The organism is Sphingobium sp., assembly GCF_035511395.1.
GTDB lineage: Bacteria > Pseudomonadota > Alphaproteobacteria > Sphingomonadales > Sphingomonadaceae > Sphingobium.
In genome coordinates this window covers 1-23684 of sequence record NZ_DATKFP010000041.1, presented here as the reverse complement: position 1 = coordinate 23684, position 23684 = coordinate 1, and the positions used below count along the sequence as shown (strand labels likewise).

Sequence of the window (23684 nt, the reverse complement as noted above, 5' to 3'; positions counted from 1 at the left end):
AGGCCGATGCCGCGACCGCCAGCCCGCGTTTTTCCGAGCGCATCCTGCAACTCAATCTGCTGGCGCCGCTGCATGTCGCGCAGGCGGCCTACCCACATCTGAAGGTCGTTGGCGGCTCCATCGTCAATATCGCCAGCGTCTCCGGCGCGCGGCCTTCGCCAGACACCGCCATCTATGGTGCGGCCAAGGCGGGCCTGCTCAGCCTCACCACCAGCCTGGCCCAGGAATGGGGACCGGACGTGCGGGTGAATGCGATCATCGTCGGCCTGATCGAAACGGAAGCATCGGAAATGACCTATGGTACGGAGAAAGCGCAGCAACGCATCGCCGCGTCGCTCCCGCTCGGCCGCATGGGCCGGGGTAGTGACATTGCCGAGGCAGTAATGTTTCTAGGGTCGTCGGCCGCTGCCTATATCAGCGGCGCGAAGTTGGAGGTGCATGGCGGTGGCGAACGACCGTTGTTCCTGGAAATCGTCAAGCAGGAAGCCGCGAGAGGCTGACGCACGGACGGCGGCGGGAAAGGCCGCCACCGTCCGGTCCGGTCAAACCCCCAGCAGGGCGCGGGTCTGTTCGTTCAGTGCGGGGGCGGCCTGCTCCTTGAAGAGGGCGATGCGGCCTGCCAGCGCCTGGTCGGTCATCTCCGGCTGGCTGGAAATCCAGAACTTACGGGCCGCCATGCCCTCGACGAACTTGCGGCAGCCTTCGTCCAGATCCATGCCATAGGTCGCCATCATATGCGCCATGGTGGCGCGGTGGGCTGCGGCGCTTTCCGGTTCCCCATCGCCCGCCTCGGCATCGAAGATGCTGGTCTTGAGCATCCCCGGAATGATCGAGCAGATGTTGATGGGCGCCTTGGCCACCTGCATTTCCAAATAGAGGCATTCGCTGAACGACTGGATGGCGTGCTTGCTCATGATATAGGCCGTCTGCCTCGGCATGATGCCGAAGGAACCGATGGAGGCGAGGTTGCCGATCCACGCTTCCTGACCCACACGCAACATGTGCGGAACGAAGGCGCGCACCCCGTGGACGACGCCATGGATGTTGACGTTGAGCGTCGTTTCCCAACGCGCCGTCGGAATCTCCCAGACATTGCCGATGGTTTCGATGCCCGCATTGTTCACTAGCAGGCGGACGGCCCCATGACGGCCGAAAACATCGTGCGCCAGCGCGTCGAGCGCATCGGGCTTGGACACATCGACCTGGATCGCCTCCGCCTTGCCGCCAGCCGCAGCGATATCGGCCGCGACCATTTCCGCCTTGGCTTTGTCGATATCGGTCACGATCACGGTCATGCCGATCTGGCCGCAGCGTCGGGCGATGCCCATGCCGATGCCCGCGCCAGCGCCGGTGATGACGGCGACGCCGCCCGAAAAAACCGTCTCTTCTTCAGTCATGATAGTCTCCGCGAAGGGGATCAGAAGGAGGTCAGTGCTGCGGGCGCAGCCGGCAGGTAGTGATGATAATAGCCCGCCGCCCAGCCACCATCGACGGCCAGTTCGGCGCCGCAGATATAGCTGGCGTCATCCGAACAGAGGAACAGGCTGGCCGCCGCAATCTCCTCCGGCTCGCCAATGCGCTGGAGCGGTACGCGCTCATAGCCGGCATTCTTGGCGTCGCCTTCCAGCGACTGCGGGTTGCCCATCGCCGTGTTGACCCCGCCCGGATGCACGCTGTTCACCCGCACGCCCTGATGGCCGAATTCCATCGCGGCGCTTTTGGTCAGGCCGCGCACCGCCCATTTGGAACTGCTGTAGAGCGAGAGGGAATTGACGCCGCGCATCCCGTCGACCGAGGAGATGTTGACGATCGCCCCGCGACCCACCGCGCACATCGCGCCGCCCACATGCTTGAGGCCCAGCATCGTGCCCTTGACGTTGATGCCGAACACGCGGTCGATCTGCTCGACGGTCAGCGCCGTGATCGGGCCGAAGGCAACCACGGCGGCATTGTTGACCAGCGCATCGATCCGCCCATGATGTGCCGTCACGACCTCGACCAATGCCTGCCAGCTTCCCTCGTCCGATACGTCGAGGCGCTGGAACATGGCCGCATTACCCAGTTCGGCGGCCAGCGCCTTGCCTTCGGACTCCAGCACGTCGGCGATGACGACCTGCGCGCCCTCGCTGGCGAACAGGCGCACGGTCGCCTCACCCATGCCCCGCGCGCCCCCCGTGACGATGGCGATCTTGTTCTTCAATTTTCCGGTCATGATAATGGCTTCCTTGCTATGCTGGATTATTGAATAGAGGCCTTAAATGCTTCCCATCGGGCATCCGACCTATAGAGCGCGGCGTCTTCCATCGGCCCTTCGGGGATTTGGAATACGGTAGTGTCCATCACCATGTCGAACTGATCGAGGGGGGGTTGCGCCGTCCAGTCCTTGTCGGTCGCGCGCATTCGCCTCTCCTCAACCGGCCTTCCCGGATATTTATAAGTAACCACTTACTGATATAAGCCGCAAGTCAGCATGTCTGTTTGCGCCTATCGGTCCACCCGCCCGTTCGATCCTTTCAGAATCATGTCGGCGGCCTTTTCCGCCACCATCATCGTCGGGACGTTGGTGTTGCCGCCCGGCACGCGAGGCATGACCGAGGCATCGACCACGCGCAGGCCGGCTAGGCCATGAACGCGCAACTGCGGATCGACCACGGCCATGGGATCATGACCCATGCGGCAGGTGCCGACCGCGTGAATGTCCGATGTAGCTGTCGCACGCAGATAGCTGTCCAGTTCGCTGTCGGACTGGATGCTGGCACCCGGTGCCAGTTCCTCGCCGCGAAAGGGATCGAAGGGGCTTTGGGCGAAGATGTCGCGCACCGCCCGGATCGCGGCGCGGCCCATGGCCATGTCCTTGGCAGTGGACAGGATATTAGGATCGATCGACAGCGGATCGGTGGGCTGTGGCCCCGTCAGCCTGATTTCGCCGACGCTTTCCGGGTTCAGCAGGTCGATATGCGCGAAATAGCCATGGTCCATGATGAGCTTTCGACCCATGGACTCATAGAGCGCCATGGCGAAATGGACCTTAACGTCGGGGCTGTCTGCGCCCGGCATGGTCTTGAGATAAGCGCCCACTTCGGCCGGTGGCTGGGCCAGCGGCCCCTTGCGGAACAGCGCGAAGCTCACTGCCGCCCTGGCCGCGACCCAAGGGTGAAAGACGTTGAACAGCGACACCGGCTGGGTGCAATATTGTTTGACGCTGATCGCGACATGGTCGCGATAATTCTGGCCGACACCCGGCAGATGATGGACGACCGGCACGCCGACCTGGCGCAGATGCTCGCCATCGCCGATGCCCGACTGCATCAGGATCCAGGGCGAATGGATCGCCCCCGCCGACAGGATTACTTCCCGCGCCGCAATCGCCTGTTCCTGCCGACCGTCCTGACGCCATGTGACGCCGGTGGCGCGGCCATTCGCCACCATCACCTGTTCGACATGCGCGCCGGTGACGATGCGCAGGTTGGTTCGTTTGCGCGCGGGCGTCAGATAGGCGCGCGCGGCGCTCCAGCGGCGGCCGGCCGAGGCGGTGACGTCCGCGGGTACGACGCCTTCGCGCTTCGATCCACTGGGATCGTCATTATAGGGAACGCCAGCGGCGAGGGCGGCGTCGCGGAACGCCTTGGCGAGCGGGTTCACAATGCCGGGGCGGGTCACGAGGACCGGGCCGCCGCGTCCGTGATAACCCTCCTCGCCGCCGGGTTGGAAATCCTCCAGCTTGCGGAAATAAGGGAGCACGTCATGATAGCTCCACCCTTCATTGCCCAGTTGGCGCCAGCCATTATAGTCGGCCGCCGTCCCCCGATCATAGACCATGCCGTTGATCGAGGAGGAACCGCCCAGCACCTTGCCGCGCGGCGTATACATCTGCCGCCCATCCGCGTGGGATTGTGGTACGCTGACATGCATCCACTGGAACATGCCGCGATACATGATCGGCAACAGGCCGCCGGGGGCATGGATGAAGATGCTGTTGTCGCGGCCCCCCGCCTCGATCAGCAGGACGCGGTGGTGGGAGTCTTCCGACAGACGACCAGCAAGGACGCATCCCGCCGATCCGCCGCCGACGATGATGAAGTCAAAATTGTCCGTCATGCTCTCTCCCGCGACGGCTGACGCCAAGTCCGAATCTGTCGGGACGGCCGATTTCGAGCTTGGACCACGACAATTTTATGCGTATTAAATCTAACATTGATCTACGCAGGTCAACATGGCTGCGAGAAAATTTTGTTTAATAAGGCAGATTGCGGCCTGGTACTGCGACGATCGATATCGGAAAAACAAGAAGCAAGGAGAAGCCGATGTCTTTGGAAAGCCCCTTCATGCAGCGCCATGATCCTTTTGCGATTTATGAGCCCGAGACGTTGGTCGTTTCCGACCCGGTCGAGATAGATGCGCCGGCTATGCTGGTCTGGGACATCCTGACCGATATGCCGCGCTACGGCGAATGGAACCCCTTCTGCGTCTGGGCGCAATCGACGCTGGAAATGGGCGCGCCGGTCCATATGCGGCTGGTCAACTATGCCAATCCGGGCAGCCTGGCGCCCAATTGCGAATATGTCTGTGCCTTCGAGCCGGGGCGTCTGCTGTCCTGGGAACTTCCCGACAATGAAGTCTGGCCCTATCCGGCGCGGCGGGACCAGATGATCGAGGCACTGGGACCGGAGAAGTGCCGCTACCAGTCGACCGATGCCTTTACCGGACCGAATGGCATCCATGTCATGCGCTTTTGCGGTCCATGGGTGACGCGGGCCTTCAACGATACGGCAACAGCGCTGAAGGTGCGGGCGGAAGCGATGCATCGGGGCGACCTGCGCTGAGGATCACGCTGCGTCAGCTTGCGATGTTCGAGGCGGTCGCGCGCACTGGCAGCGTCGCTCGGGCCGCCGACGAGATCGGACTTAGCCCGTCGGCGGCCAGCATGTCGCTGAAAGAATTGGAAACCCATCTCGGCATCAGCCTGTTTACCCGGGCGCGGCAACGGCTGACGTTATCGGACCGGGGGCGGCCGATGCTGGAAATGGCGCGCGCCATCCTGGTACAGGTCGCGGACATGGAAGCGCTCTCCATGCCGGAGGAGTTGCGCGGGCGGCTGCGCATTGGTGCGGCGGCGCCGGTGGGCAATTATGTGCTGCCGCGCCTGTGCGCCGACTTCATGCGCCGCCATCCTCATGTCCGGATCGACCTCAAAATCCTGCCTTCGCAGGATGTGATGGAGGGCATCAAGCAGATGAGCCTCGACATCGGCTTTGTCGGATCACCGGTCAATTCGAGTTATCTGGATGCGCGGCCCTGGTTGCGCGACGCGCTGCTGGTCTGTGCCGCACCGGGCAGTGCGCAGGCTCGCCGGGGCACCGTGCATCTGGCTGATCTGGCGCAGGAAGGGTGGGTGCTGGAAAAGACGCTGTCGAGCGAGCGCATATCCTTCACCGTCGAGGCGCTCAAATATATCAATTCGCTCAACATCCTGCTGGAAACCGACAGCGTGGAGGCTGTCAAGCGCGCCGTTGCCCATGGCGCGGGTCTGACCTGCCTGTCGCGCCTGTCGGTGAAGGAAGAGATTGCCCGCGGCGAACTTGTGGCGCTGGATGTGCCCGAATTGCGCTTCACCCGCGTCTTCAGCCTCGTCAGCCGCCGCGACACGCAGCAGACCCATGCCTTTCGGGCTTTTCAGAGTTTTGCCATGCGCATGGTCGCCCCCGATGAAGCGACGGCCATTTCAGAAGATCATCAGTTTTGCTGAAGATACTCGTCTGAATTTCTCAGTTTATCTGACGATCGGCAGCGCTTAACCGGGAGCAAATATCCTATGGGAGAGCGATGTGAAGGCGATCATATGTGAATCCTTCGCGACGGTACGCGACCTCAAATATGGCGTGTTCCCCGCGCCCGAACCCGGCCCCGGTGAACTGGTGATCGATGTCGCGGCGGCAGGCGTCAACTATCCCGATGTGCTGATCGTTCAGGGTAGGTATCAGACGAAGCCCGTCTTGCCCTTCGTCCCCGGCAGCGAGGCGGCGGGCCATGTCGCCACGCTTGGCGAAGGGGTGGATGGCTTCGCGGTGGGCGACCGGGTCATCGCCTTCACCGGCAGCGGTGCGTTTGCGCAGCAGGTCCGTGTGCCGGCGACACAGGTCTGGCCGGTGCCCGAAGGGATCGACCTGGAGGTCGCGGCCGGGATCGCGATCACTTATGGTACATCCTATCACGCGCTGAAGGACCGTGCGGGGCTACTGCCGGGCGAGACATTGCTGGTACTGGGTGCGGGCGGCGGCGTGGGGCTGACCGCCGTGGAACTGGCGAAACAGATGGGCGCGCGCGTGATCGCCGCGGCCTCAAGTCCCGAAAAGCTGGCACTTGCCAAGGCACAAGGCGCAGACAAACTGGTCGACTATGCGCAGGAGGATTTGCGCGAGCGGATCAAGGTGCTGACCGACGGCAAGGGCGTCGATGTCGTTTATGATCCGGTTGGCGGGCCAATGGGTATCAGCGCGGTCAAGAGCCTTGCCTGGGGCGGGCGCCATCTGGTTATCGGCTTTGCCGGTGGCGAGATACCGGCCATACCGGCCAATCTGCTGCTGCTCAAAAGTGCCTCGGTGGTCGGCGTGCTCTGGGGCAACAGCGTCCGCGCCGATCCGGGCCGTCATGGCGCCAACATGCGGCAGATCCTCGACTGGCTGGCGCAGGGCGTGCTGAAGCCGGTCATCGACACGCGCTTTGCGCTCTCCGATGCGGTCATCGCACTCGAACATCTCGAAAAGCGCAAGGTGAAGGGGAAGATACTCCTGACCCTGTCTCCCCTATCCTGAACAGGAAAATATATGTCTGATACTGTCCAGTTCGCTGTTCACGGCGCCATTGCCGAAGCCGTGATCGACAATCCGCCAGTCAACGCCACTTCCGCCAGCGTGCGGCAGGGGCTGGCCGAGGCGATCCGCCGAACCGAGGCGGATCCGGCGATCCATGCGCTCGTCGTCCGCTGCGCGGGCAAGACCTTCATCGCTGGGGCCGACATCAGGGAATTCGGCAAGCCGCTGGTCGAGCCGGGCCTGCCCGATGTCATCGCGATGATGGACCGCGCGACCAAGCCGATCATCGCTGCGGTTCATGGCACCGTGCTGGGTGGCGGTTTCGAGGTTGCGCTGGCCTGCCATTATCGCATCGCGCTGCCGGACACGAAATTCGGCTTTCCGGAGGTGAATCTGGGCATCGTGCCAGGCGCTGGCGGCACGCAACGCACGCCGCGGCTCGCGGGCCTAGCCGCCGCGATCAGGCTGACGACGGAGGGCGGGCCGATCGACGCGGCTGGGGCGCTCGCCAACGGGTTGATCGACGCTATCGCGGAGGGGAATTTGGGCATTGCTGCGCATGTCTATGCGGAGGCGCTGATTGCCGAAAGCAAGGGGCCGCGCAGCGCCGGCCAATTGCCGATGCCCGCCGATGATCCGACCCTGTTCGAGGAAGCGCGCCAGACCCTGTCGCGCAAGATGCGCGGGCAGAGCGCGCCGCTGAAGATATTGGACGCGATCCGGCTGGGCTATGACATGGACTTCGACGCAGCGCTGGTGCGCGAACTGGAATTATGCCGCGAAAGCATCGCCGGGCCGCAGTCGCGGGCGCTGCGCCACCTGTTCGCCGCCGAGCGCGAAGTGGCGCGCGTTCCCGACCTGCCCGCTGATGCTGTCGCGCGGCCGATCGACCGGATTGGTGTCATCGGCCTCGGCGTCATGGGGCGCGGCATCGTCATGGCGGTGGCGAGCGCAGGTCTGCCAGTGATGGCCGTGGGTCTCGACCGGTCCCATGTCGACGCTGCGATGCAGGGGATCACGAAACTGTGGGCATCCTCGGTCGCCAAGGGCAGCCTGACGCAGGAGGCGGTGGACAAGCGGTTGGCACTCATCACCATAAGTGACGATCCACGCGATCTGGCCGCCACGCAACTCGTCATCGAGGCGGTGACGGAGGATAGGGCGATCAAGCAGGCGGTGTTCGCAACACTCGGTCAGATGACGCAACCCGGCACCATCCTCGCTTCCAACACCAGTTTCCTCAATATCGATGCGCTGGCCGAGGCATCGGGGCGGGCGGAGGATGTGTGCGGGATGCACTTCTTCAATCCCGCCCATGTCATGCGCCTGCTGGAAAATGTCCGCGCCGCCCGAACCAACCCGGAAGTGGTCGCAACGATCATGGCGCTGGGCAAGCGGATCGGCAAGCTGCCGGTCCTGTCGGGTGTATGCGATGGCTTCATCGTCAATCGCATGCTGTCGAAACGCTCGCGCGAAGCTTTCTTCCTGGTGGAGGAGGGGGCCAGCCCGGCGCTCATCGACAAGGTTTTGCTGTCCTATGGCTTCCCCATGGGGCCGTTTGCGCTGGGCGATCTGGCGGGGCTCGACGTGCAGGCCGCCGCGCGCAAGGCCCGTGCCGCAAGCGCGACCGAGCGCGAATTGCGCGCCAACTTCGTCGAGCAGATGGTGGCGCAAGGGCGACTGGGCCAGAAGACGGGCTCAGGCTGGTATATTTATGATGAGAAGCGCAAGGCCAGCCCCAATCCGCAAACCGACGCGATGATCGCCGCCCATGCCGAACGACACGGCTTGACGCTGCGCGCGATCAGCGAGGAGGAGATCCGAGAACGGCTGCTCTACGCCATGGTGAATGAAGGCGCGAAGCTGTTGGGCGAGGGCATCGCGGCGCGGCCGCAGGAGATCGATATAGCGATGGTGAACGGCCTTGGCTGGCCGAATTACACCGGCGGCCCGATGCACTGGGCTGACGGGATCGGTTTGGACAAGCTGCTGGCTAGGATCGAGCGCTTTCGTGCCGAGCAGGGGGATGCCTATTGGACGCCCGCGCCGCTGCTCGCGCGCCATGTAGCCGAGGGGAGGGGGTTTTACGCATGAGCTACGAACCGAATGCAAGGACGGCGGACCTGCTCGCGCGGCTACGCGCGTTCATGGACGCGAACATCTATCCCAATGAGCAGGCCTATTATGAGGAGGTCGCAGCGGGCGACCGCTGGGCGCATGTCTCGTTGATCGACCGGCTGAAGCCATTGGCGAGGCAGGCGGGTCTCTGGAACCTGTTTCTGCCCGCAAGCACGCATGGTGCGGGCCTCTCCAACCTGGAATATGCACCGCTCTGCGAGGAGATGGGGCGGGTGCAATGGTCCCCCGCAGTGTTCAACTGTGCCGCGCCCGACACCGGTAATATGGAGACGCTGGAGCGCTTCGGGACGGCGGAGCATAAGGAGCGCTGGCTGAAGCCGATGCTGGCTGGCGAGATTCGCTCCGCCTTTGCCATGACCGAACCGGCGGTTGCCTCCTCCGATGCGACCAATATCGAAAGCGCGATCGTCCGTGACGGCGATGACTATATCATAAACGGCCGCAAATGGTGGATTTCGGGGATGGGCGAGGAGGACTGCGCGCTCCTGATCTTCATGGGAAAAAGCGATCCTGCCGCGCCGAAGCACAAGCAGCAGTCAATGATCCTCATCCCGCGCGATACGCCTGGTATCACGGTGATACGGCCGATGACCGTATTCGGCTATGACGATGCGCCGCATGGCCATATGGAAATACTCTTCGATAATGTCCGCGTGCCCGCCGCCAACATGCTGCTGGGCGAGGGGCGCGGTTTCGAGATAGCGCAGGCGCGGCTGGGGCCGGGACGCATCCATCATTGCATGCGGATGATCGGCATGGCCGAGCGCGCACTGGAGGCGATGTGCCGCCGGGTGAAGGCCCGCGTCGCCTTCGGCAAGCCGCTCGCCGAGCAGGGCGTCATTATCGAACGCATCGCCAACAGCCGCATCATGATCGATCAGGCGCGCCTGCTGACGCTGCACGCTGCGCATCGCATGGATATCGTCGGCAACAAGATGGCCAAGGCGGAGATCGCGATGATTAAGGTGGCCGCCCCCAATATGGCGTGCCAGGTGATCGACTGGGCGATACAGGCCCATGGCGCTGCGGGCGTCAGCCAGGATTTTTTCCTGGCGAATTATTATGCCCACGCCCGCAAGATCCGCTTTGCCGATGGGCCGGACGAGGTTCATCGCCATCAGCTCGGCCGGCTGGAACTGTGCAAATATGATTGAGGCTGCCCACATCCGTAAGCTTGACCTGACGCGCCTTGCGCCATGGCTGCGTGATCATGTGCCGGGTGCAGACGGCACCATCACGGCGGATAAGTTTGCGGGCGGCCAGTCCAATCCCACTTATTTGCTGTATGTGGACGGCGTTCCCTGCTTCGTGTTGCGTCGCAAGCCCGATGGCGTGCTGCTCCCTTCCGCCCATGCAGTGGAGCGCGAGTATCGCGTAACCTGCGCGCTCAACGATACGGCCGTTCCGGTCGCTCGTCCGCTGGCACTGTGCGAGGACAGCGCGATTGTCGGCACCCCCTTTTTCGTTATGGATTATGCCAAAGGGCGCAATTTCTGGGACGCGCGGCTCCCCGACCTGACAAGGGTCGAGCGCGGTGCAGTCTATGACCAGATGAACCATGTGCTGGCCACGCTCCATGCGGTCGATCCGGCGGCGGTGGGGTTGTCCGATTACGGCCGCCCGGGCCAGTATTTCGCCCGGCAGGTGGCGCGCTGGACTAAGCAATATCGGGCTACCCAGACACAGCGGATCGACGCGATGGATCGGCTGATCGTATGGCTCCCGGCGCATAATCCGGATCTGGAAGCCTGCCGCATCGTCCATGGCGACTTCCGAAACGACAACATGATCTTCGCGTCTGATGCGCCGCGTATCACAGCCGTGCTGGACTGGGAGTTGTCGACGCTCGGCCATCCATTGGCCGACCTTGCCCAGCATGTGATGGCCTGGCGCGTGCCGCGTGAGGGTTATCGTGGCCTGTCCGACGCCGATCTGCCTGCGCTCGGCATCCCGGAGGAGGCTGACTATGTCCAACGCTATGCCGAACGCAGCGGCCTTGGCGTCATAGATCCGGTTCATTGGCGCTATGCTTTGGTCTTTGCGATGTTTCGCAACGCGGCCATCCGGCAGGGAGTCTATCGGCGCGCGCTCGACGGGAATGCGTCGAGCGAGACGGCTGCCCTCCATGGTGCCCGCGCGGGCGAGATTGCCGGCCTCGCCTGGCGGATCGCCAGCGGGGAGGAGGACGCCCGGCTGTGAGCAGTGCAGTGCGCCTCGCCGGCCATCTGGGCCTCGGCGCACGGGATCAGCCTTTGCTTGCGCATCTAGGGCGGTCGGTCGATCCGCTGGACCAGATCGACGCGCTTGCCGATCACGGTTTTTGCGGGGTGCAGGACCTGTTCCTGAAGCTGCGGCCGGTTGCGGAGCAAGCGGCAATGGCGGAGCATATGGCAAGGCGCGGCCTACAGCTTTCCAGCTTCGGCGGCGAGCCATTGCACTGGAACAGGCCGTTATGGAGTGCAGAGGACGAAGCAGGGCAGGATACCCTTGCGGAGAGCGTTGCACATAACATTGGCCTGGCGCGCCGCTTTACCGGAGCGGGGGCCGTGTGCGTGGCTGGCCTTGATCCGGATCGGTCGCGCCGGGCGCAGATAGACGCGATGACCGAGAATCTCAGGCACCATGCCGAAGCGGCGGCAGCAGCCGGCTTGCTCCTGCTGGTCGAACCGATCGCCGCCAGCCGCATCGCCGGACTGCTGCTCGACCGGATAGAGGATGGGCTCGCTATGGTGCGTGCCGTCGCGATGCCCTCTGTCCGGTTGTTGTTCGATATTGGCCATGTCGCGATGATGAGGACGTCGTGTCCGCGCTCGCCGCCTGCCGCGATGTGATCGGTCTGATTCAGATCGCCGACATTCCCGGCCGGATCGATCCGGGGCTGGGGCAACTGGACTGGCCTGCGATCCTGCGCCAGATCGTGGAACAGGGTTATGAAGGCCTGCTGGAACTGGAATTCCAGCCGGTCAATCCGAGCGCCGCAGGCGAAACGGCGATGCTCGCTCGCCTGGCCGACTTGTGGCGCCAGATTCGGTAGCAATGGCGAGTTGCAGCATCTGCGGCCCGTCGTCATGCCGGGGTTAATGTCGCAAAATGTTCCAGATGGCGCATATGGCTCCGACCTTGGCATGGGCTGGTCAGCCGCGGGATGATAAAAACGGCGCAACCACCAAAATGGAGAGTGTGTCGATGCGCGTTGTCGCCAATCTGAACATTTGCCAGGGTCATGCGCGATGCGAAGATCTGTGTCCGGAAATATTCTCGACCGATGCTATCGAGGGAAAAGTAGTCATTGCGCAGCCGGAGTTTCCCGCTGAACTGGAAGAGAAGGTACGGATCGCTGTTAGAAACTGTCCAGAGGGGGCATTGCGTGTTGCCAAGGGAGGCAAGGCATGAATTTGATATTTCAACCTTCCGCCCCGGATCATGTCCCGAAAGAACTGATCGTCGATTTTGACTTTTTCGACGTGCCCGAAGATGTGTCGGACCCGGTGGATATCTGGCATGGGCTGGCACGCCGTGGTGCGCCGCCCATCTTCTATACGCCGCGCAATGGTGGACATTGGGTGTTCCTGCGCTATGCCGACATTGTCGAAGGCTATCGCAACCATGAGATATTCTCGACCCGTGGCGCGCAGATACCACCGATCGAGCCTTTTCCGGTGCTGCAACCCAATGGTGTCGATCCGCCGGAGCATGATGTGTTCCGCAAGCTGCTCGCCCCCATGTTCACGCCGTTGGCCGTGCGGCGCATGACGGATGGGTTGCAGCGACGGGCAGAGTCCCTGATTTCGGGTCTTGCTGGCCACGGCGGTTGCGATTTCATCGCGGATTATGCCGCGAAATTCCCGACTGCAACCTTTCTCGAACTTTTCGGCCTTCCGGAAGAGCGGCTGCCCGAATTTCTGCGCATCGCCAATATATTCTTTCGCAGCACCGATCCGGATATCCGGGCGGCCAATCTTCTCGAAATCTATGCGGTTCTTGAGGAACTGTTCCGTGAGAAGGAACGGAATCCCGGTAATGACATAGCCACAACTGTCCTTCAGTCGCGCGATGTGGAAGGAAATGCCTATCCCTGGCAGGACATCATCAATTGCGGGTTCCTGCTCTTCGTCGCCGGGCTGGATACTGTGACGAACACCATGGCCTATGTCTGGCGTTATCTGGCAGCCACGCCGGATGCGCGGCGGAAGTTTCGGGAGCGCCTGGATGATCCGGCGGCTTTCCTGCTGGCCATCGAGGAATTGATGCGGATCAATGCCGTGTCGAATATCTATCGCCGCGTAACCCATGATTGTGAATATAGGGGCGTGCGGTTCCGCAAAAATGATCGCATCATCCTGCCGAATACGGTCGCGAACCGCGACGCGTCGATATTCCCCGATCCACAGACCATCGACCTCGACCGGAAGGTCAACAATCACGTCACGTTCGGCGTCGGGCCACATCGCTGCATCGGGTCTCACTTGGCCAAGCGGGAAATCATGATCTCGCTGCAAGAGTGGTTGCGGCAAATTCCCGAGTTCGAACTGGCCGGGCACGATGACGCGCCGTCGGCGTTCGGTGGCTCGGTCATGGGCTTCGAGTCCCTGAAGCTCCGTTGGTAGACGAAGCGGGAAGCGGAGAAGGCAACGCACCCTACGCCGTTTTTTCTAGAACGAGTAAGAGGAAACGGCGGCTCCTATGCTTCGCAATCTCAAGCAAAAAAGACTTCTTGACATGCATTTGCAAAGTGAGTGAATATTTACATAGCGCATATGGCAAATTTGGTCGGGGTGCTGCCGCCTTATTTGCCATGCCGCCGAATGAAAAGAGCGAGGATCTGTAAATGGCCACCCACTATGCCGAGCCGGCGACCGAAGAGGATTCGGCGCATCTGACGGCGCGCCCGTTGCCCATGGAGGACACGCCCGGATTGCGGAAGGCACTGGAACAGGGTGAACCGCACACATTGCTGATGACATACGTACATCTAAGCAGCGATGAAGAGATGCTCGACAAGTTCGCGCCGCATTTCAAGTCGCCTTACGCCTATCCGCCAGAATCCATTCCAGCGGAATATCTGTCGGAACTGCGCGAAAAGCTGCTGCATGTTCTGGTGACGCCCGGCGCGGCGAGACAGGGCGAACCGTCCGATATGCTTATGCATCGCATGATGGCGGTTGGCCTCGCCGAGGAAGTCGAACCGGAATTCCTGCCGCTGCTGTTCGACCAGATCGGCTTTCGCCAGGAGGGGCCGCGTAGCGACAATCCCGACCGCAAACCCGCCGATCCGGACTTCAAGGTGCTGGTGATCGGCGCCGGCATGACTGGAATGGCCGCCGGCATCAAGCTGGAGGAAGCCGGCTATGACTGGGTCATCATCGAAAAGAATGAGGAAGTCGGCGGCACCTGGTGGGAAAACCGCTATCCGGGCGTCGGCGTCGATACGCCCAGCCATTTCTATTCCTTCTCCTTCGCGCTCAACCCCGGCTGGCACAATTACCATCCGCAGGGCACGGACATGTTCGCCTACCTCAAGCAGGTGGCGGACGATTATGGTCTGCGCGAGCATATCCGCTTCAACAGTCGGGTCGAAAAACTGATATGGGACGAGGAAGCCCATGTCTGGAACGTCACCGTCCGCAAGTCGGACGGCAGCGAGGAGGTGATCCGCGCCAACGCTGTGATCAATGGACATGGCCCGGTCAACCGCCTGAAATGGCCGACGATTCCGGGATTGGAGAGTTTCGAGGGCATCCGTCAGCACACGGCGACCTGGGACATCTCGCTCAATCTCAAGGGTAAGCGTGTCGGCATCATCGGTACCGGGGCCAGCGGGGCGCAGTTCATCCCGGCAGTCGCCGATGGGGTAAGCGAACTCCATGTCTTCCAGCGCAGTCGCCACTGGGTGATGCCCACCCCTGCCGGCGAAGATAACGTCAGCGATGGCGTCAAGTTCGCTATGCGCCACATTCCGCATTATCTGGAATGGTATCGCTTCCGCATCTACTGGTATGCGGCCGACGGCCTCTATCCCAACGTGCTGCTCGACCCCGAATGGCCGAAGGATTCGCCGTCGGTGTCGGCCGTCAACGAAGCGATGCGCCAGTTCGCCATTGGCCATATCGAGCGGACCTTCGCCGATCGACCCGATCTTCGGGAAAAGCTGACGCCTGATTTCCCGGTCTTTTCAAAGCGCATCATCCTGGACCGGGGCACCTATTTCCCGACTTATCTGAAGCCCAATGTGCATCTGGAGCAGGAAGGAATCGAGCAGATTACGCCCAAGGGTATCCTGCTCAAGGACGGACGCGAGATCGAACTGGACGTGCTGGTCTGCGCCACCGGCTTCGACGTCGCCAACATGATGGGCGAGCTGGAGATTGTCGGTGTCGGCGGCAGGCGGCTGCGGGATGAATGGGGCACGGAAGATCCGCGCGCCTATTTCGGCATGCTCATTCCCGGCTTTCCCAATTATTTTCATACCGTCGGCCCAAACAGCGCGCCCAACCATGCGGCAGGCCAGAACCTGATTTCGGAATGTCAGGTCCATTATGCCATCGAATGCCTCGACTGGCTCAATGCGCGGGACAAGAAGGCGCTGCAACCCACCATTCCAGCCTATGATGCATGGCAAAAGAAGGTGGAAACCCAGATGGTGAACATGATCTGGAGCCACCCGCGGGCGTTCAGCTATTACAACAATAGCCAGAAGCGGAATTTCCTGTCCTGGCCATGGCGTCTGGTCGATTTCTGGAACGAATGCCGCGGGCCGCGGCACGCGGACTTCGAATTGTTATAACGGCAAGCCATCATTAGACGCGCGAAAAGAGGAAGCGGTGCCGCTTCCCCTTTTCGCTTTTCCTGTCCTTTCCAACTGTCCGGAATGTCCGCTATGCGGCCCGAACCGACTGGACGGGCCCGTTTCGCCGGTTCATTGTGAAGCGAGCAGGGGGGGCGTTGACCAAAACCATGCCGAGCAGTCAGGAAGTAAAGACCGCAACTTCGCATAGTCGCCGTGCAGGTCGCCCCAGCATCCGGGAAGCGGAACTCAAGCATGAGGCGATGCTGGAGGCTGCGCCGGAGGAATTTGCGCGCGCGGGTTTTCACGGTGCCTCGATCCGCGTCATTGCCGACAAGGCCGGCCTGTCGACGCGCACCCTATACAACCGCTATCCCGACAGGGCGGCGCTGTTTGCAGCCTGCCTCGAAATGTCATCCATCCAGATCCAATATAAGCCGGCCGACGAGCGCGGCACGTTGCGGGAGCAACTCATCCATTTCGGCCGAATGATGCAGAGGCGGTTGAATCAGGATCGATCCACTCGACTGGCGCGCGTCATCTTTCGGGAAGCGTCCAGCTTTCCGCAACTGAGGGACATTTCGTTTTCGCAATTCCATCGCTTCCAGCGCGGGCCGGTGCAGCATATACTTGAGACGCATGGCTTTCCGCCCGATCAGGCGGAACGTCTGGCCGAGGCCTATGTCGCGCTTGCTTTCCAGAAATGGCAGACGCGAACGATGTATGATCAGGAGCCGTTGTCTCCTGCGGAAATCGACGCGGAGATCGAACTGGCGACTTCGCTTTTCCTGAACGGCGCGCTGGTCTGGCGGAGAGACTGATCCAAGGGCAACAAAAAGGACTGGTCCGCGCTGTCTTTCCGGCTGAAATCCTGTTGGACGAGGCGAAGGCCTTTGCCCGATCGCTGGTCAGGGATCGATCGCCCGTGTCGATCGCGTTGATGCGCCAGATGCTGAATCGCAACAGCGCCTTCACCACCCTAACGAGGCGCATCTGAGCGTATCCCTTGCTGTCTTTTACACCAGCCAGGCGGATGGGCGCGAAGGGGTCAAAGCTTTCAACGAGGAGCGTCCGGCCGACTTTGCTGGCAAGGCTTCGCGAATGCCGATCTTCTATCCATGGTGGGAAGCCAAATAGGAAGACAGGCGACATGATGGCGGGTGAGGACAAGATCGCGAACGAGTGCCGATGCCCCCAACATCAAGATGAACTGTCCAGTCCGCTGCCGTGAATGATGGTGGTGGCACGCTGCCTATATTCGCGGGGCGACAGGCCGGTCGCTCGCCGGAAGGCCCGCGCAAAGCTGTTCGCATGGGCAAAGCCTGCCTGCTGCGCGACCTGCTTCATCGGCAGATCTGGCTGGGCGAGATGCGATTTGGCCTCCTCAATCCGATGGGCCTCGATATAAGTGGAGACCGTCTTGCCGGTGAGGGCGATGAACTGACGGTGCAGGTGACGCGGACTGATGCCGCATAGTTCCGCCAGTTCCGCAACGCCTGGCGTCGGCGCCTCGGCTTCGATCCGCTCGCGCACGCGGCGGAATTGCCAGGGGGCGAGCCGACCGGCGGTTTCTGCCCCGGCCGAATGACGGAACAGCCGTAGCAGTTCGATCTCGATCAGCGCAAACAGCGCCGCCATTGCCTGTGGTGACCGGTCGATCGGATTGACCAGTTCGCGATGGGCCAGCCGCATCAGGCTGCGCAGGGCCTCGCTCCGAATATTGAGCAGACTTTTGAGGAAACTGAGCGTTGATGGCGTTCTGCCGATGATGGACGCGGTGGCGGCATCGTTAAAAACGCAGCGGACCACGCGGATTTGTCCGCCTTCCGACCGGCCGCCTAGAGCGATGCCGGGATGGCGCACGAAGAGTGTACCCATGAAGCAGCGGCGATCCGAATCAATGGTCGGGAAATAGGCCGACGCATCGGTCGCCAAGGGCGGCAGTGACATTTCCAGCATCAGTTGCGTCTCGGTACGTTCGAAGCTGACGATATCAGGCCAGTGCCATTCGACCAGTTCGAACCGTCCGCCGGGAACCGGGCAGCATCCCAAGATCAAGGGCGCGAAATCGATATCGGTCATTGGACGATATGTCCTCTCCCTCCACTTGGAAGCTCATTTAGCATTTATCAAACTTATATGGTTTTTCATAATGCATTTCGTCAAAATTATCGCTATTAAAATCAATGTTTCGTATTTTATATCGAAAAACAATACGCAAATGGATGATTGATCTGCTTGCTGGAAGGAGTTTTTGCGACTAACGGAACCCATTCGGACATCATCGTGCCTAACTCGTGACGAGCGCCGACTTTTTTGCGTGAAGCAGCGGGCAGTCGCGATAAGGGTGGCGGAAATGCCTACGAAAACTGATAGTAGATAAGGGAGGATGTAATGAAATCCGCATATCTTGCCGGCATTGCTGGCATTATGGCCATGCCATGCGCGACAGTGGCAAGCGCGCAGGAATCGGCCGACGCCGAACAGCAGCAGGCTCAGGCAGCCAATTTGGGCGACATAGTCGTGACAGCGCGCCGGTCGGCTGAAACCCTGCAGGATGTGCCCGTTGCCGTGACCGCGCTAGGCGGCGATTTCATTGAACGCCAGAATATCTCCAGTCCTGCCGATGTACCGCAATTTGCCCCGAACCTGACCGTCGAACAGCAACCGTCCAGCCTGTCGGCGGCGACCGTTTATATCCGTGGCATCGGCAATCAGGAGCCTTCGGCAGTTTCCGAACAGGGCGTCGGCATATATTTGGACGGCGTCTATCTCGCCCGCTCTGCCGGCGCCGTGTTCGATCTGATCGACCTGGAGCGCATCGAAGTGCTGCGCGGGCCGCAGGGCACGCTGTTCGGCCGCAATACCATCGGCGGCGCGTTGCAACTCATCTCTAAAAAGCCCGCGGACACTATGGGTGTCACTGCCAAGGCCGGCTTTGCCCGCTTCAACGACTGGTATACGCGGGCGCGGCTCGATACGGGCTATATCGTCGGTGATGTCATCAAGGCGTCGATCGCGGCCCAGCATCGCGAATCCCACGGCTATGTCGACAATACGCTCACGCCCTCCTCAAAGGATCCCGGCGCGCTTAAGGCCAATTCGGTCGCGGTCGGGCTGGAAGGCGATTTCGGCGACGTCACCGTCAATTATAATTTCGACTATGACAATCGGAAGGGCACGCCCGCCTTCTTCCAGATCGTTGCCGCGACCCCACTGGCGCAGGATTATTATTCACAGTCACCCAGCTATGGTGGCGCACCCTTCCTGGTCAATCCGGTGCGGCAGGGGACGGTGCAGCAGGCTGGCTATGTCGACCGCAGCGGCGATTATCGCTACACCAGCAAAACCCGCGTTCAGGGCCATGCCCTGACTATCAGTTATGAGCCGATCCCCGAACTGACGATCAAGTCGATTACCGGCTATCGCAAATTCTTCCAGGACACGATCCTGAACCTGTCGGGCAATGGCGTACTGCTGGGCAAGGTCGTCGATTTCACCTCGCCCACTTTGGTATCGGTCCAGGCTGTCACGCCCTATAATGGCAACAACGCCCCGCAGAAGCAGTGGCAGTTCAGCCAGGAATTGCAGGCGATCGGCAAGGTGGGCGACATCAGCTATCTGCTGGGTATGTATTATTTCTATGAAAAGGCGTCGGAATATAATCGTCAGGCGCTGACCCTCGTCATGCCGGTGTCTGCGCTGACCTCGCTCGGTTTCCCGCAGGCGGTGGTCGATGGCATCGGTGCTTTGAATCCCGGCCTTACGACGGTCGGTGTCAATGCCAATCCGATTCAGGCTTTCGGCGGCACGTCGCAGTCGATGGCAGTCTTCGGTCAGGCGAGTTGGAAGCCTGCCGCGCTCGACGACAAGCTGGAAGTCACGCTGGGCGGCCGCTTCACCGGCGATGACAAGACTGCCTATCTGGCAGGCGACGTCAGCCCGGTTCAGCGCGGCCGCAAGAGCTTCGACAATTTTTCCTGGCTGGCTTCGGCATCCTATGATGTGACCCGGGGCGTGATGGTCTATGGCCGCGTCTCGACCGGCTATCGATCGGGCGGCATCAATCCGCGGGCGAGCGTCATCAACACGTTCGACCCGGAAAAGGCGACCGCCTATGAGGCGGGCGTCAAATCGCAGTTCCTCGACAATCGCGTGCGCCTGAATCTGGCCGGTTACATCACAGACTATGATGATCTTCAGGTGCAGCAGTTTGCCGCGGGCAGCGGCGGCGCCACCTCGCTGATCGTCAATGCGGGCAAGGTGCGGCTGTCGGGCTTCGAGGCGGAACTGACGGCGCTCCCGTTCACAGGCTTTCAGATCGACGGTTCGGTCGGCTATGTGAAGACGAACTACAAGACCTTCCTCTTCCGCGATCCGGCGACCAACATGATCCTGGATGTCGCCGATCAGGCCAAGCCGCTCTACACGCCGAAATGGAGCATTCATCTGGGCGCGGAATATTCCCACCCGATCGGCGATGCCCTGATCCGTTTGCGTGGTGACTATTCGCGCCGGACGAAGATCTGGTTCAACGCGCTGGATAACACCGCGCCGTTCAATCAGGAATTGATCTCGCCCTCACAGACGAACGTCAAGGCGCGGCTGTCGGTCGAGGAAATCCGCCTGGGTGGTGGCAAGCTGGACATCGGCCTGTGGGGCGACAATCTGCTCAACCAGAAGCGGCTGAACTACGGCATCGATTTCGGCGCGCTGGGCTTTGCAGGTGCGACCTTCAACAAGCCGGTTTCCTACGGCATCGACGCTCGTATCCGGTTCTGACGGAAAATGAGAGGGTGGTCCCGGCATCGGGGCTGCCCAAGGATAAAAAGGGACGCGAGACGATCATCGTCTCGCGTCCCTTTTTGTTACAAGGTTGAAAGGGATCAGCGGCCCATGGCTGCGACCGTTTCGGCTGCCCCGCGGATGGCGCCCTCAATATAGGTGACGCCGGTGCCGTCGCCTATTTCGGTCACATCATGGCCCGCGCTGCGCAGAGCATCGGCGAGCGTGGAATCGCCATGCGCGCCCATCGCCACGATGACATGATCGGCGGGAATGCTCTGATCCTCGCCTGATGCGCCGGTGAAGCCGACAGCGCCCTTATCGATGTGGATGTCACTGACGCCGGGGAACATCGCGACGCCATGTTCACGCAGTTCCGCAAGCAAACGCATCCGCCGCACCAGCAGCAACCCCCCGCCGAATTTCGGCGCGTCGCCGATGATCGTCACTTCACGTCCGCGCTCCATCAGGAATTCGGCCAGTTCGCAGCCGACCAGTTCGCCCCCGATGATGACGACCTTCTTGCCCAGCGGCATCCATGTGTGCGTCGCCTTGCGGACGAGTTCCAGATTGGAGGTAGCGCCGGTCGCCGCGCCGACCTTGGTCGCAAGGCGCGTCGTCCAGCTGGTCTTGCGGCGGATCGAGGCGCTCTCCTCCCCCAGCATCATGCCGCGTAGATCGTCGCCCGACAGCACGAAGTCCTGGTCGTTGCCAGGGATAGGCGGCATATCGCGCACTGCGCCCGTCGCGACGATCACCTTGTCGGGTTTCAGGCTGGCTATCAGATCAGGGCTCGCCTCGGTCTTGAGGCGCACGTCGACCGAGGACTTGCCAATTTCCCGCCGTAACCAGTTCAGCAGCCGCTCATTGGGTTCATAGGCTAGCGCCGCAAAGCGCAGTGTTCCGCCCAGCCGGTCGGACTTCTCTATCAGTGTCACCCTGGCGCCCGCCTGATCCAGCCGCCGCGCTGCCTCCATGCCTCCAGGGCCACCGCCAATAATGACGACATGGCCCGGCACCTTCGCCGGCGACCAGTCCAGATCCTCAAAGCCCGTTTCGGACCGCACGGCGCACCTTACCTGCTCGCGCAGATAAGCGGTCGATACGCAGGTATAGCAATAGATGCAGGGGCGGATATCATCGACCCGGCCCTCGGCCAGCTTCACCGGCAGGTCCGGATCGGCCAGCAGCTTTCGGCCCATCGCGAGAAAGTCGAACTCGCCATCGCCAAGGCCCTTGTTGCCCCGGTCGATCTCCACCCGGCCGGAAGCGATCACCGGAATGCCTACGGTTTTCCGGATCGCAGCCGCATATTCCAGATGGATACCCGGCTCGTGCGGGATGTTGGAGGCGGAATGCAGCTTCCCCTGACCCACGTCGTGATAGGCGGTGACGGTAATGCCGTCGGCGCCAGCGGCCTCCACCATCGGCGCCAGTTCCTTGGCATGGTCGATGGTGATGCCGTTCTTCTTGCCCATTTCGCGCGAGTCGATCTTGACCCACATCGGAAAGTCGGGGCCGACCGCGTCGCGTACTGCATGCACGACCTCCAGCAGCAGGCGGGCACGGCCTTTCAGGTCGCCGCCATAGTCATCGGCGCGCGTATTGGTTGCGGGCGACATGAAGGAGGAGAGGAGATAGCCATGCCCGCCATGAATTTCGATTCCGTCGAAGCCCGCGGCCTTGGACCGGCGGGCGGCGTCGGCGAATTGCTGCACGGCGAGCGCGATGTCGTCCTTCTCCAGCACCTTGATCTGCGGCAGGGCGCCACCGGCAAAGGCAGCCATTTCCTCCGGCAGGAAATAGTCGGGGAAATCGCCCGCGAAGGGCGGCGGAAAGGATGGCCCCCAGAGCGGATGCCCCTGTCCCGTTGAATGGGTGGCGACCAGCCCGCCATGATGCAACTGCGTTGCGATCCGCCCGCCTGCGGCATGGACGGCGTCGACTAGTCGCTTGAGGCCAGGCAGGAAGCGATCGTCGGAAATGGCGGTCTGCTTGGGCTGTACTGCGCCCACCGGCCAGGCGACGCCCATGACCCCGGTAACGATCATGCCGGCGCCGCCTCTGGCCTGCGCGACATGATAGTCGATCAGCCGCGGGCCGACCGTACCATCCTCTTCGGCGAGGCTGACGCCCATGGCGGTCACGAAGATGCGATTCGGGACGGTCAGTGTGCCGATCTGGCCGGGGCTGTTCAGCGTGAGATGACCACTGGAAACCCTGCGATCGGGCGCGGTGGCGACAGCCATTATCTCTCTCCTGTGCGTAAATGCGTAAATTTTGCCTTTTCATATCACGCCTAACGGCGCTAGTCTCATTCAATAATTACATATCGCGTAGAGTTATATCGAATCCTGGAGAGAGGTGGATGGCGCAGCAATGGTTGGATCGTATGGCGTTGCACGATCTGGTGATGCGCTATTGCCGGGGGTGCGACCGGCGCGATTTCGCGCTCGTCCGATCGCTTTATCATGATGACGCGATCGACGATCATGGCACCATGTTCAAGGGCGGTCCCGACGCCTTCGTTTCTTGGCTGCCGCAGGCGACCGCCCATTGGGAACTGACCCGCCACAGCATCAGCAACAGCCTGTTCGTGATCGACGGCGACCGTGCCGAGGGCGAACATTATGTCGAGGCCTGGCACCGCACGCCCGGCCCGGACGCGAAGCTGTTCATCGTGCTGGGCCGCTATCTTGACCGCTATGAACGGCGCGAGGGGACATGGAAATTCCGCCGCCGCAGCTTGGTGTTCGACCATGGTTCGGTCGTTCCGGTCGACGAGGCGGCGATGGACGCCATGCGCAAGGACGCACCCAATGGCCGGATGGATCGGGATGACCCATCCTTCACCTATCCGTTGCTGGCGGAGTTGGGCGCGTGAGGGGAGCGGTCTGGAATGGGGAATCGCTGTTTGTCACCGACCGGCTGACGCTGCGCCCGGTGGGGCGGGGTGAAGTGCGGGTCAGGGTATTGCGGTCGGGCATCTGCCACAGTGACATCGCGATGATGACGCCGCATTTGCCCGACCTGCCCGTGATATTGGGGCATGAAGCCGCGGCATCCAGTCGATTGAAGTGGGGGGGGAAATCCTGAAGGTGCTGGCCTCCGAGGCCAGGCCGATGGCGCTACGCGATCTCGTGAAGGCGGCGAACATGCCGTCG

At 61.7% G+C, this 23684-nt stretch carries 22 protein-coding genes; 16 read left to right on the top strand and 6 right to left on the bottom strand.

Translation table 11 applies throughout. The annotated features are described in order from the left end of the window. A partial coding sequence (locus VMR39_RS02080) for an SDR family oxidoreductase (protein WP_325413865.1) occupies positions 1 to 500 on the top strand: 500 nt, incomplete at its 5' end. Positions 501 to 542: 42 nt separating this feature from the next. Here VMR39_RS02080 and VMR39_RS02075 read toward each other — a convergent pair. The 4 genes from VMR39_RS02075 to VMR39_RS02060 form a co-directional block, all read right to left on the bottom strand. Then, positions 543 to 1397 carry an SDR family NAD(P)-dependent oxidoreductase gene (locus VMR39_RS02075; RefSeq protein ID WP_325413863.1) on the bottom strand — a complete coding sequence of 285 codons (855 nt, stop codon included), beginning with the start codon at positions 1395 to 1397 and terminating at the stop codon, positions 543 to 545. 20 nt (positions 1398 to 1417) lie between these two features. After that, the gene (locus VMR39_RS02070; protein ID WP_325413861.1) at positions 1418 to 2212 is read right to left on the bottom strand and encodes a glucose 1-dehydrogenase; all 795 of its coding nucleotides are present in this window, start codon (positions 2210 to 2212) and stop codon (positions 1418 to 1420) included. 26 nt (positions 2213 to 2238) lie between these two features. Beyond that, the gene (locus VMR39_RS02065; protein WP_325413859.1) at positions 2239 to 2400 is read right to left on the bottom strand and encodes a hypothetical protein; all 162 of its coding nucleotides are present in this window, start codon (positions 2398 to 2400) and stop codon (positions 2239 to 2241) included. A gap of 84 nt (positions 2401 to 2484) precedes the next feature. Continuing rightward, positions 2485 to 4098 carry a choline dehydrogenase gene (locus VMR39_RS02060; RefSeq protein ID WP_325413857.1) on the bottom strand — a complete coding sequence of 538 codons (1614 nt, stop codon included), beginning with the start codon at positions 4096 to 4098 and terminating at the stop codon, positions 2485 to 2487. Positions 4099 to 4304: 206 nt separating this feature from the next. Here VMR39_RS02060 and VMR39_RS02055 point away from each other — a divergent pair, with 206 nt between their 5' ends. The 12 genes from VMR39_RS02055 (at position 4305) to VMR39_RS02000 (ending at position 16556) form a co-directional block, all read left to right on the top strand. Then, complete coding sequence (locus VMR39_RS02055; protein ID WP_325413855.1) at positions 4305 to 4823, top strand: SRPBCC domain-containing protein; 519 nt, start codon at positions 4305 to 4307, stop codon at positions 4821 to 4823. Beyond that, positions 4742 to 5746, top strand: coding sequence for a LysR substrate-binding domain-containing protein (locus tag VMR39_RS02050; RefSeq protein WP_325413853.1), 1005 nt, complete (start codon positions 4742 to 4744; stop codon positions 5744 to 5746). Before VMR39_RS02055 ends, VMR39_RS02050 begins: the two co-directional genes overlap by 82 nt. Before the next feature lie 79 nt (positions 5747 to 5825). Then, positions 5826 to 6812 carry an NADPH:quinone oxidoreductase family protein gene (locus VMR39_RS02045; RefSeq protein ID WP_325413851.1) on the top strand — a complete coding sequence of 329 codons (987 nt, stop codon included), beginning with the start codon at positions 5826 to 5828 and terminating at the stop codon, positions 6810 to 6812. 12 nt (positions 6813 to 6824) lie between these two features. Continuing rightward, positions 6825 to 8906 carry a 3-hydroxyacyl-CoA dehydrogenase NAD-binding domain-containing protein gene (locus tag VMR39_RS02040; RefSeq protein WP_325413849.1) on the top strand — a complete coding sequence of 694 codons (2082 nt, stop codon included), beginning with the start codon at positions 6825 to 6827 and terminating at the stop codon, positions 8904 to 8906. Next, entirely contained in the window at positions 8903 to 10105 is a 1203-nt protein-coding gene (locus VMR39_RS02035; protein WP_325413847.1) for an acyl-CoA dehydrogenase family protein, read from the top strand. The genes VMR39_RS02040 and VMR39_RS02035 overlap by 4 nt, the downstream gene beginning before the upstream one ends. Further along, positions 10098 to 11150, top strand: coding sequence for a phosphotransferase family protein (locus VMR39_RS02030; RefSeq protein ID WP_325413845.1), 1053 nt, complete (start codon positions 10098 to 10100; stop codon positions 11148 to 11150). The genes VMR39_RS02035 and VMR39_RS02030 overlap by 8 nt, the downstream gene beginning before the upstream one ends. Beyond that, complete coding sequence (locus VMR39_RS02025) at positions 11147 to 11782, top strand: TIM barrel protein (RefSeq protein WP_325413843.1); 636 nt, start codon at positions 11147 to 11149, stop codon at positions 11780 to 11782. The genes VMR39_RS02030 and VMR39_RS02025 overlap by 4 nt, the downstream gene beginning before the upstream one ends. Further along, entirely contained in the window at positions 11752 to 11985 is a 234-nt protein-coding gene (locus tag VMR39_RS02020; protein ID WP_325413841.1) for a hypothetical protein, read from the top strand. Before VMR39_RS02025 ends, VMR39_RS02020 begins: the two co-directional genes overlap by 31 nt. Before the next feature lie 56 nt (positions 11986 to 12041). Next, entirely contained in the window at positions 12042 to 12344 is a 303-nt protein-coding gene (locus VMR39_RS02015) for a ferredoxin (RefSeq protein ID WP_325413839.1), read from the top strand. Next, on the top strand, positions 12341 to 13558 hold the full coding sequence (locus tag VMR39_RS02010; RefSeq protein WP_325413837.1) for a cytochrome P450: 1218 nt from the start codon (positions 12341 to 12343) through the stop codon (positions 13556 to 13558). Before VMR39_RS02015 ends, VMR39_RS02010 begins: the two co-directional genes overlap by 4 nt. Positions 13559 to 13779: 221 nt before the next feature. Beyond that, positions 13780 to 15735, top strand: a complete 1956-nt coding sequence (locus tag VMR39_RS02005) for a flavin-containing monooxygenase (RefSeq protein WP_325413835.1) — start codon at positions 13780 to 13782, stop codon at positions 15733 to 15735. A gap of 158 nt (positions 15736 to 15893) precedes the next feature. Continuing rightward, complete coding sequence (locus VMR39_RS02000) at positions 15894 to 16556, top strand: TetR/AcrR family transcriptional regulator (RefSeq protein WP_325413833.1); 663 nt, start codon at positions 15894 to 15896, stop codon at positions 16554 to 16556. A gap of 379 nt (positions 16557 to 16935) precedes the next feature. On the opposite strand, the gene VMR39_RS01995 is transcribed toward VMR39_RS02000, so the two are convergent. Continuing rightward, positions 16936 to 17817, bottom strand: a complete 882-nt coding sequence (locus VMR39_RS01995; protein WP_325413831.1) for an AraC family transcriptional regulator — start codon at positions 17815 to 17817, stop codon at positions 16936 to 16938. Between the two features lie 312 nt (positions 17818 to 18129). Between VMR39_RS01995 and VMR39_RS01990 the strand changes: the two genes are divergently transcribed. Further along, the gene (locus tag VMR39_RS01990) at positions 18130 to 20517 is read left to right on the top strand and encodes a TonB-dependent receptor (protein WP_325413829.1); all 2388 of its coding nucleotides are present in this window, start codon (positions 18130 to 18132) and stop codon (positions 20515 to 20517) included. 104 nt (positions 20518 to 20621) lie between these two features. Here the strand turns inward: VMR39_RS01990 and VMR39_RS01985 are convergent, their stop codons facing one another. Then, on the bottom strand, positions 20622 to 22769 hold the full coding sequence (locus tag VMR39_RS01985; RefSeq protein ID WP_325413827.1) for an FAD-dependent oxidoreductase: 2148 nt from the start codon (positions 22767 to 22769) through the stop codon (positions 20622 to 20624). Between the two features lie 119 nt (positions 22770 to 22888). On the opposite strand from VMR39_RS01985, the gene VMR39_RS01980 reads away from it, so the two are divergent. Both VMR39_RS01980 and VMR39_RS01975 read left to right on the top strand, forming a co-directional pair. Continuing rightward, entirely contained in the window at positions 22889 to 23404 is a 516-nt protein-coding gene (locus tag VMR39_RS01980; protein WP_325413825.1) for a nuclear transport factor 2 family protein, read from the top strand. Further along, positions 23401 to 23616 carry an alcohol dehydrogenase catalytic domain-containing protein gene (locus VMR39_RS01975; RefSeq protein ID WP_325413824.1) on the top strand — a complete coding sequence of 72 codons (216 nt, stop codon included), beginning with the start codon at positions 23401 to 23403 and terminating at the stop codon, positions 23614 to 23616. Before VMR39_RS01980 ends, VMR39_RS01975 begins: the two co-directional genes overlap by 4 nt. Positions 23617 to 23684 lie beyond the last annotated feature (68 nt).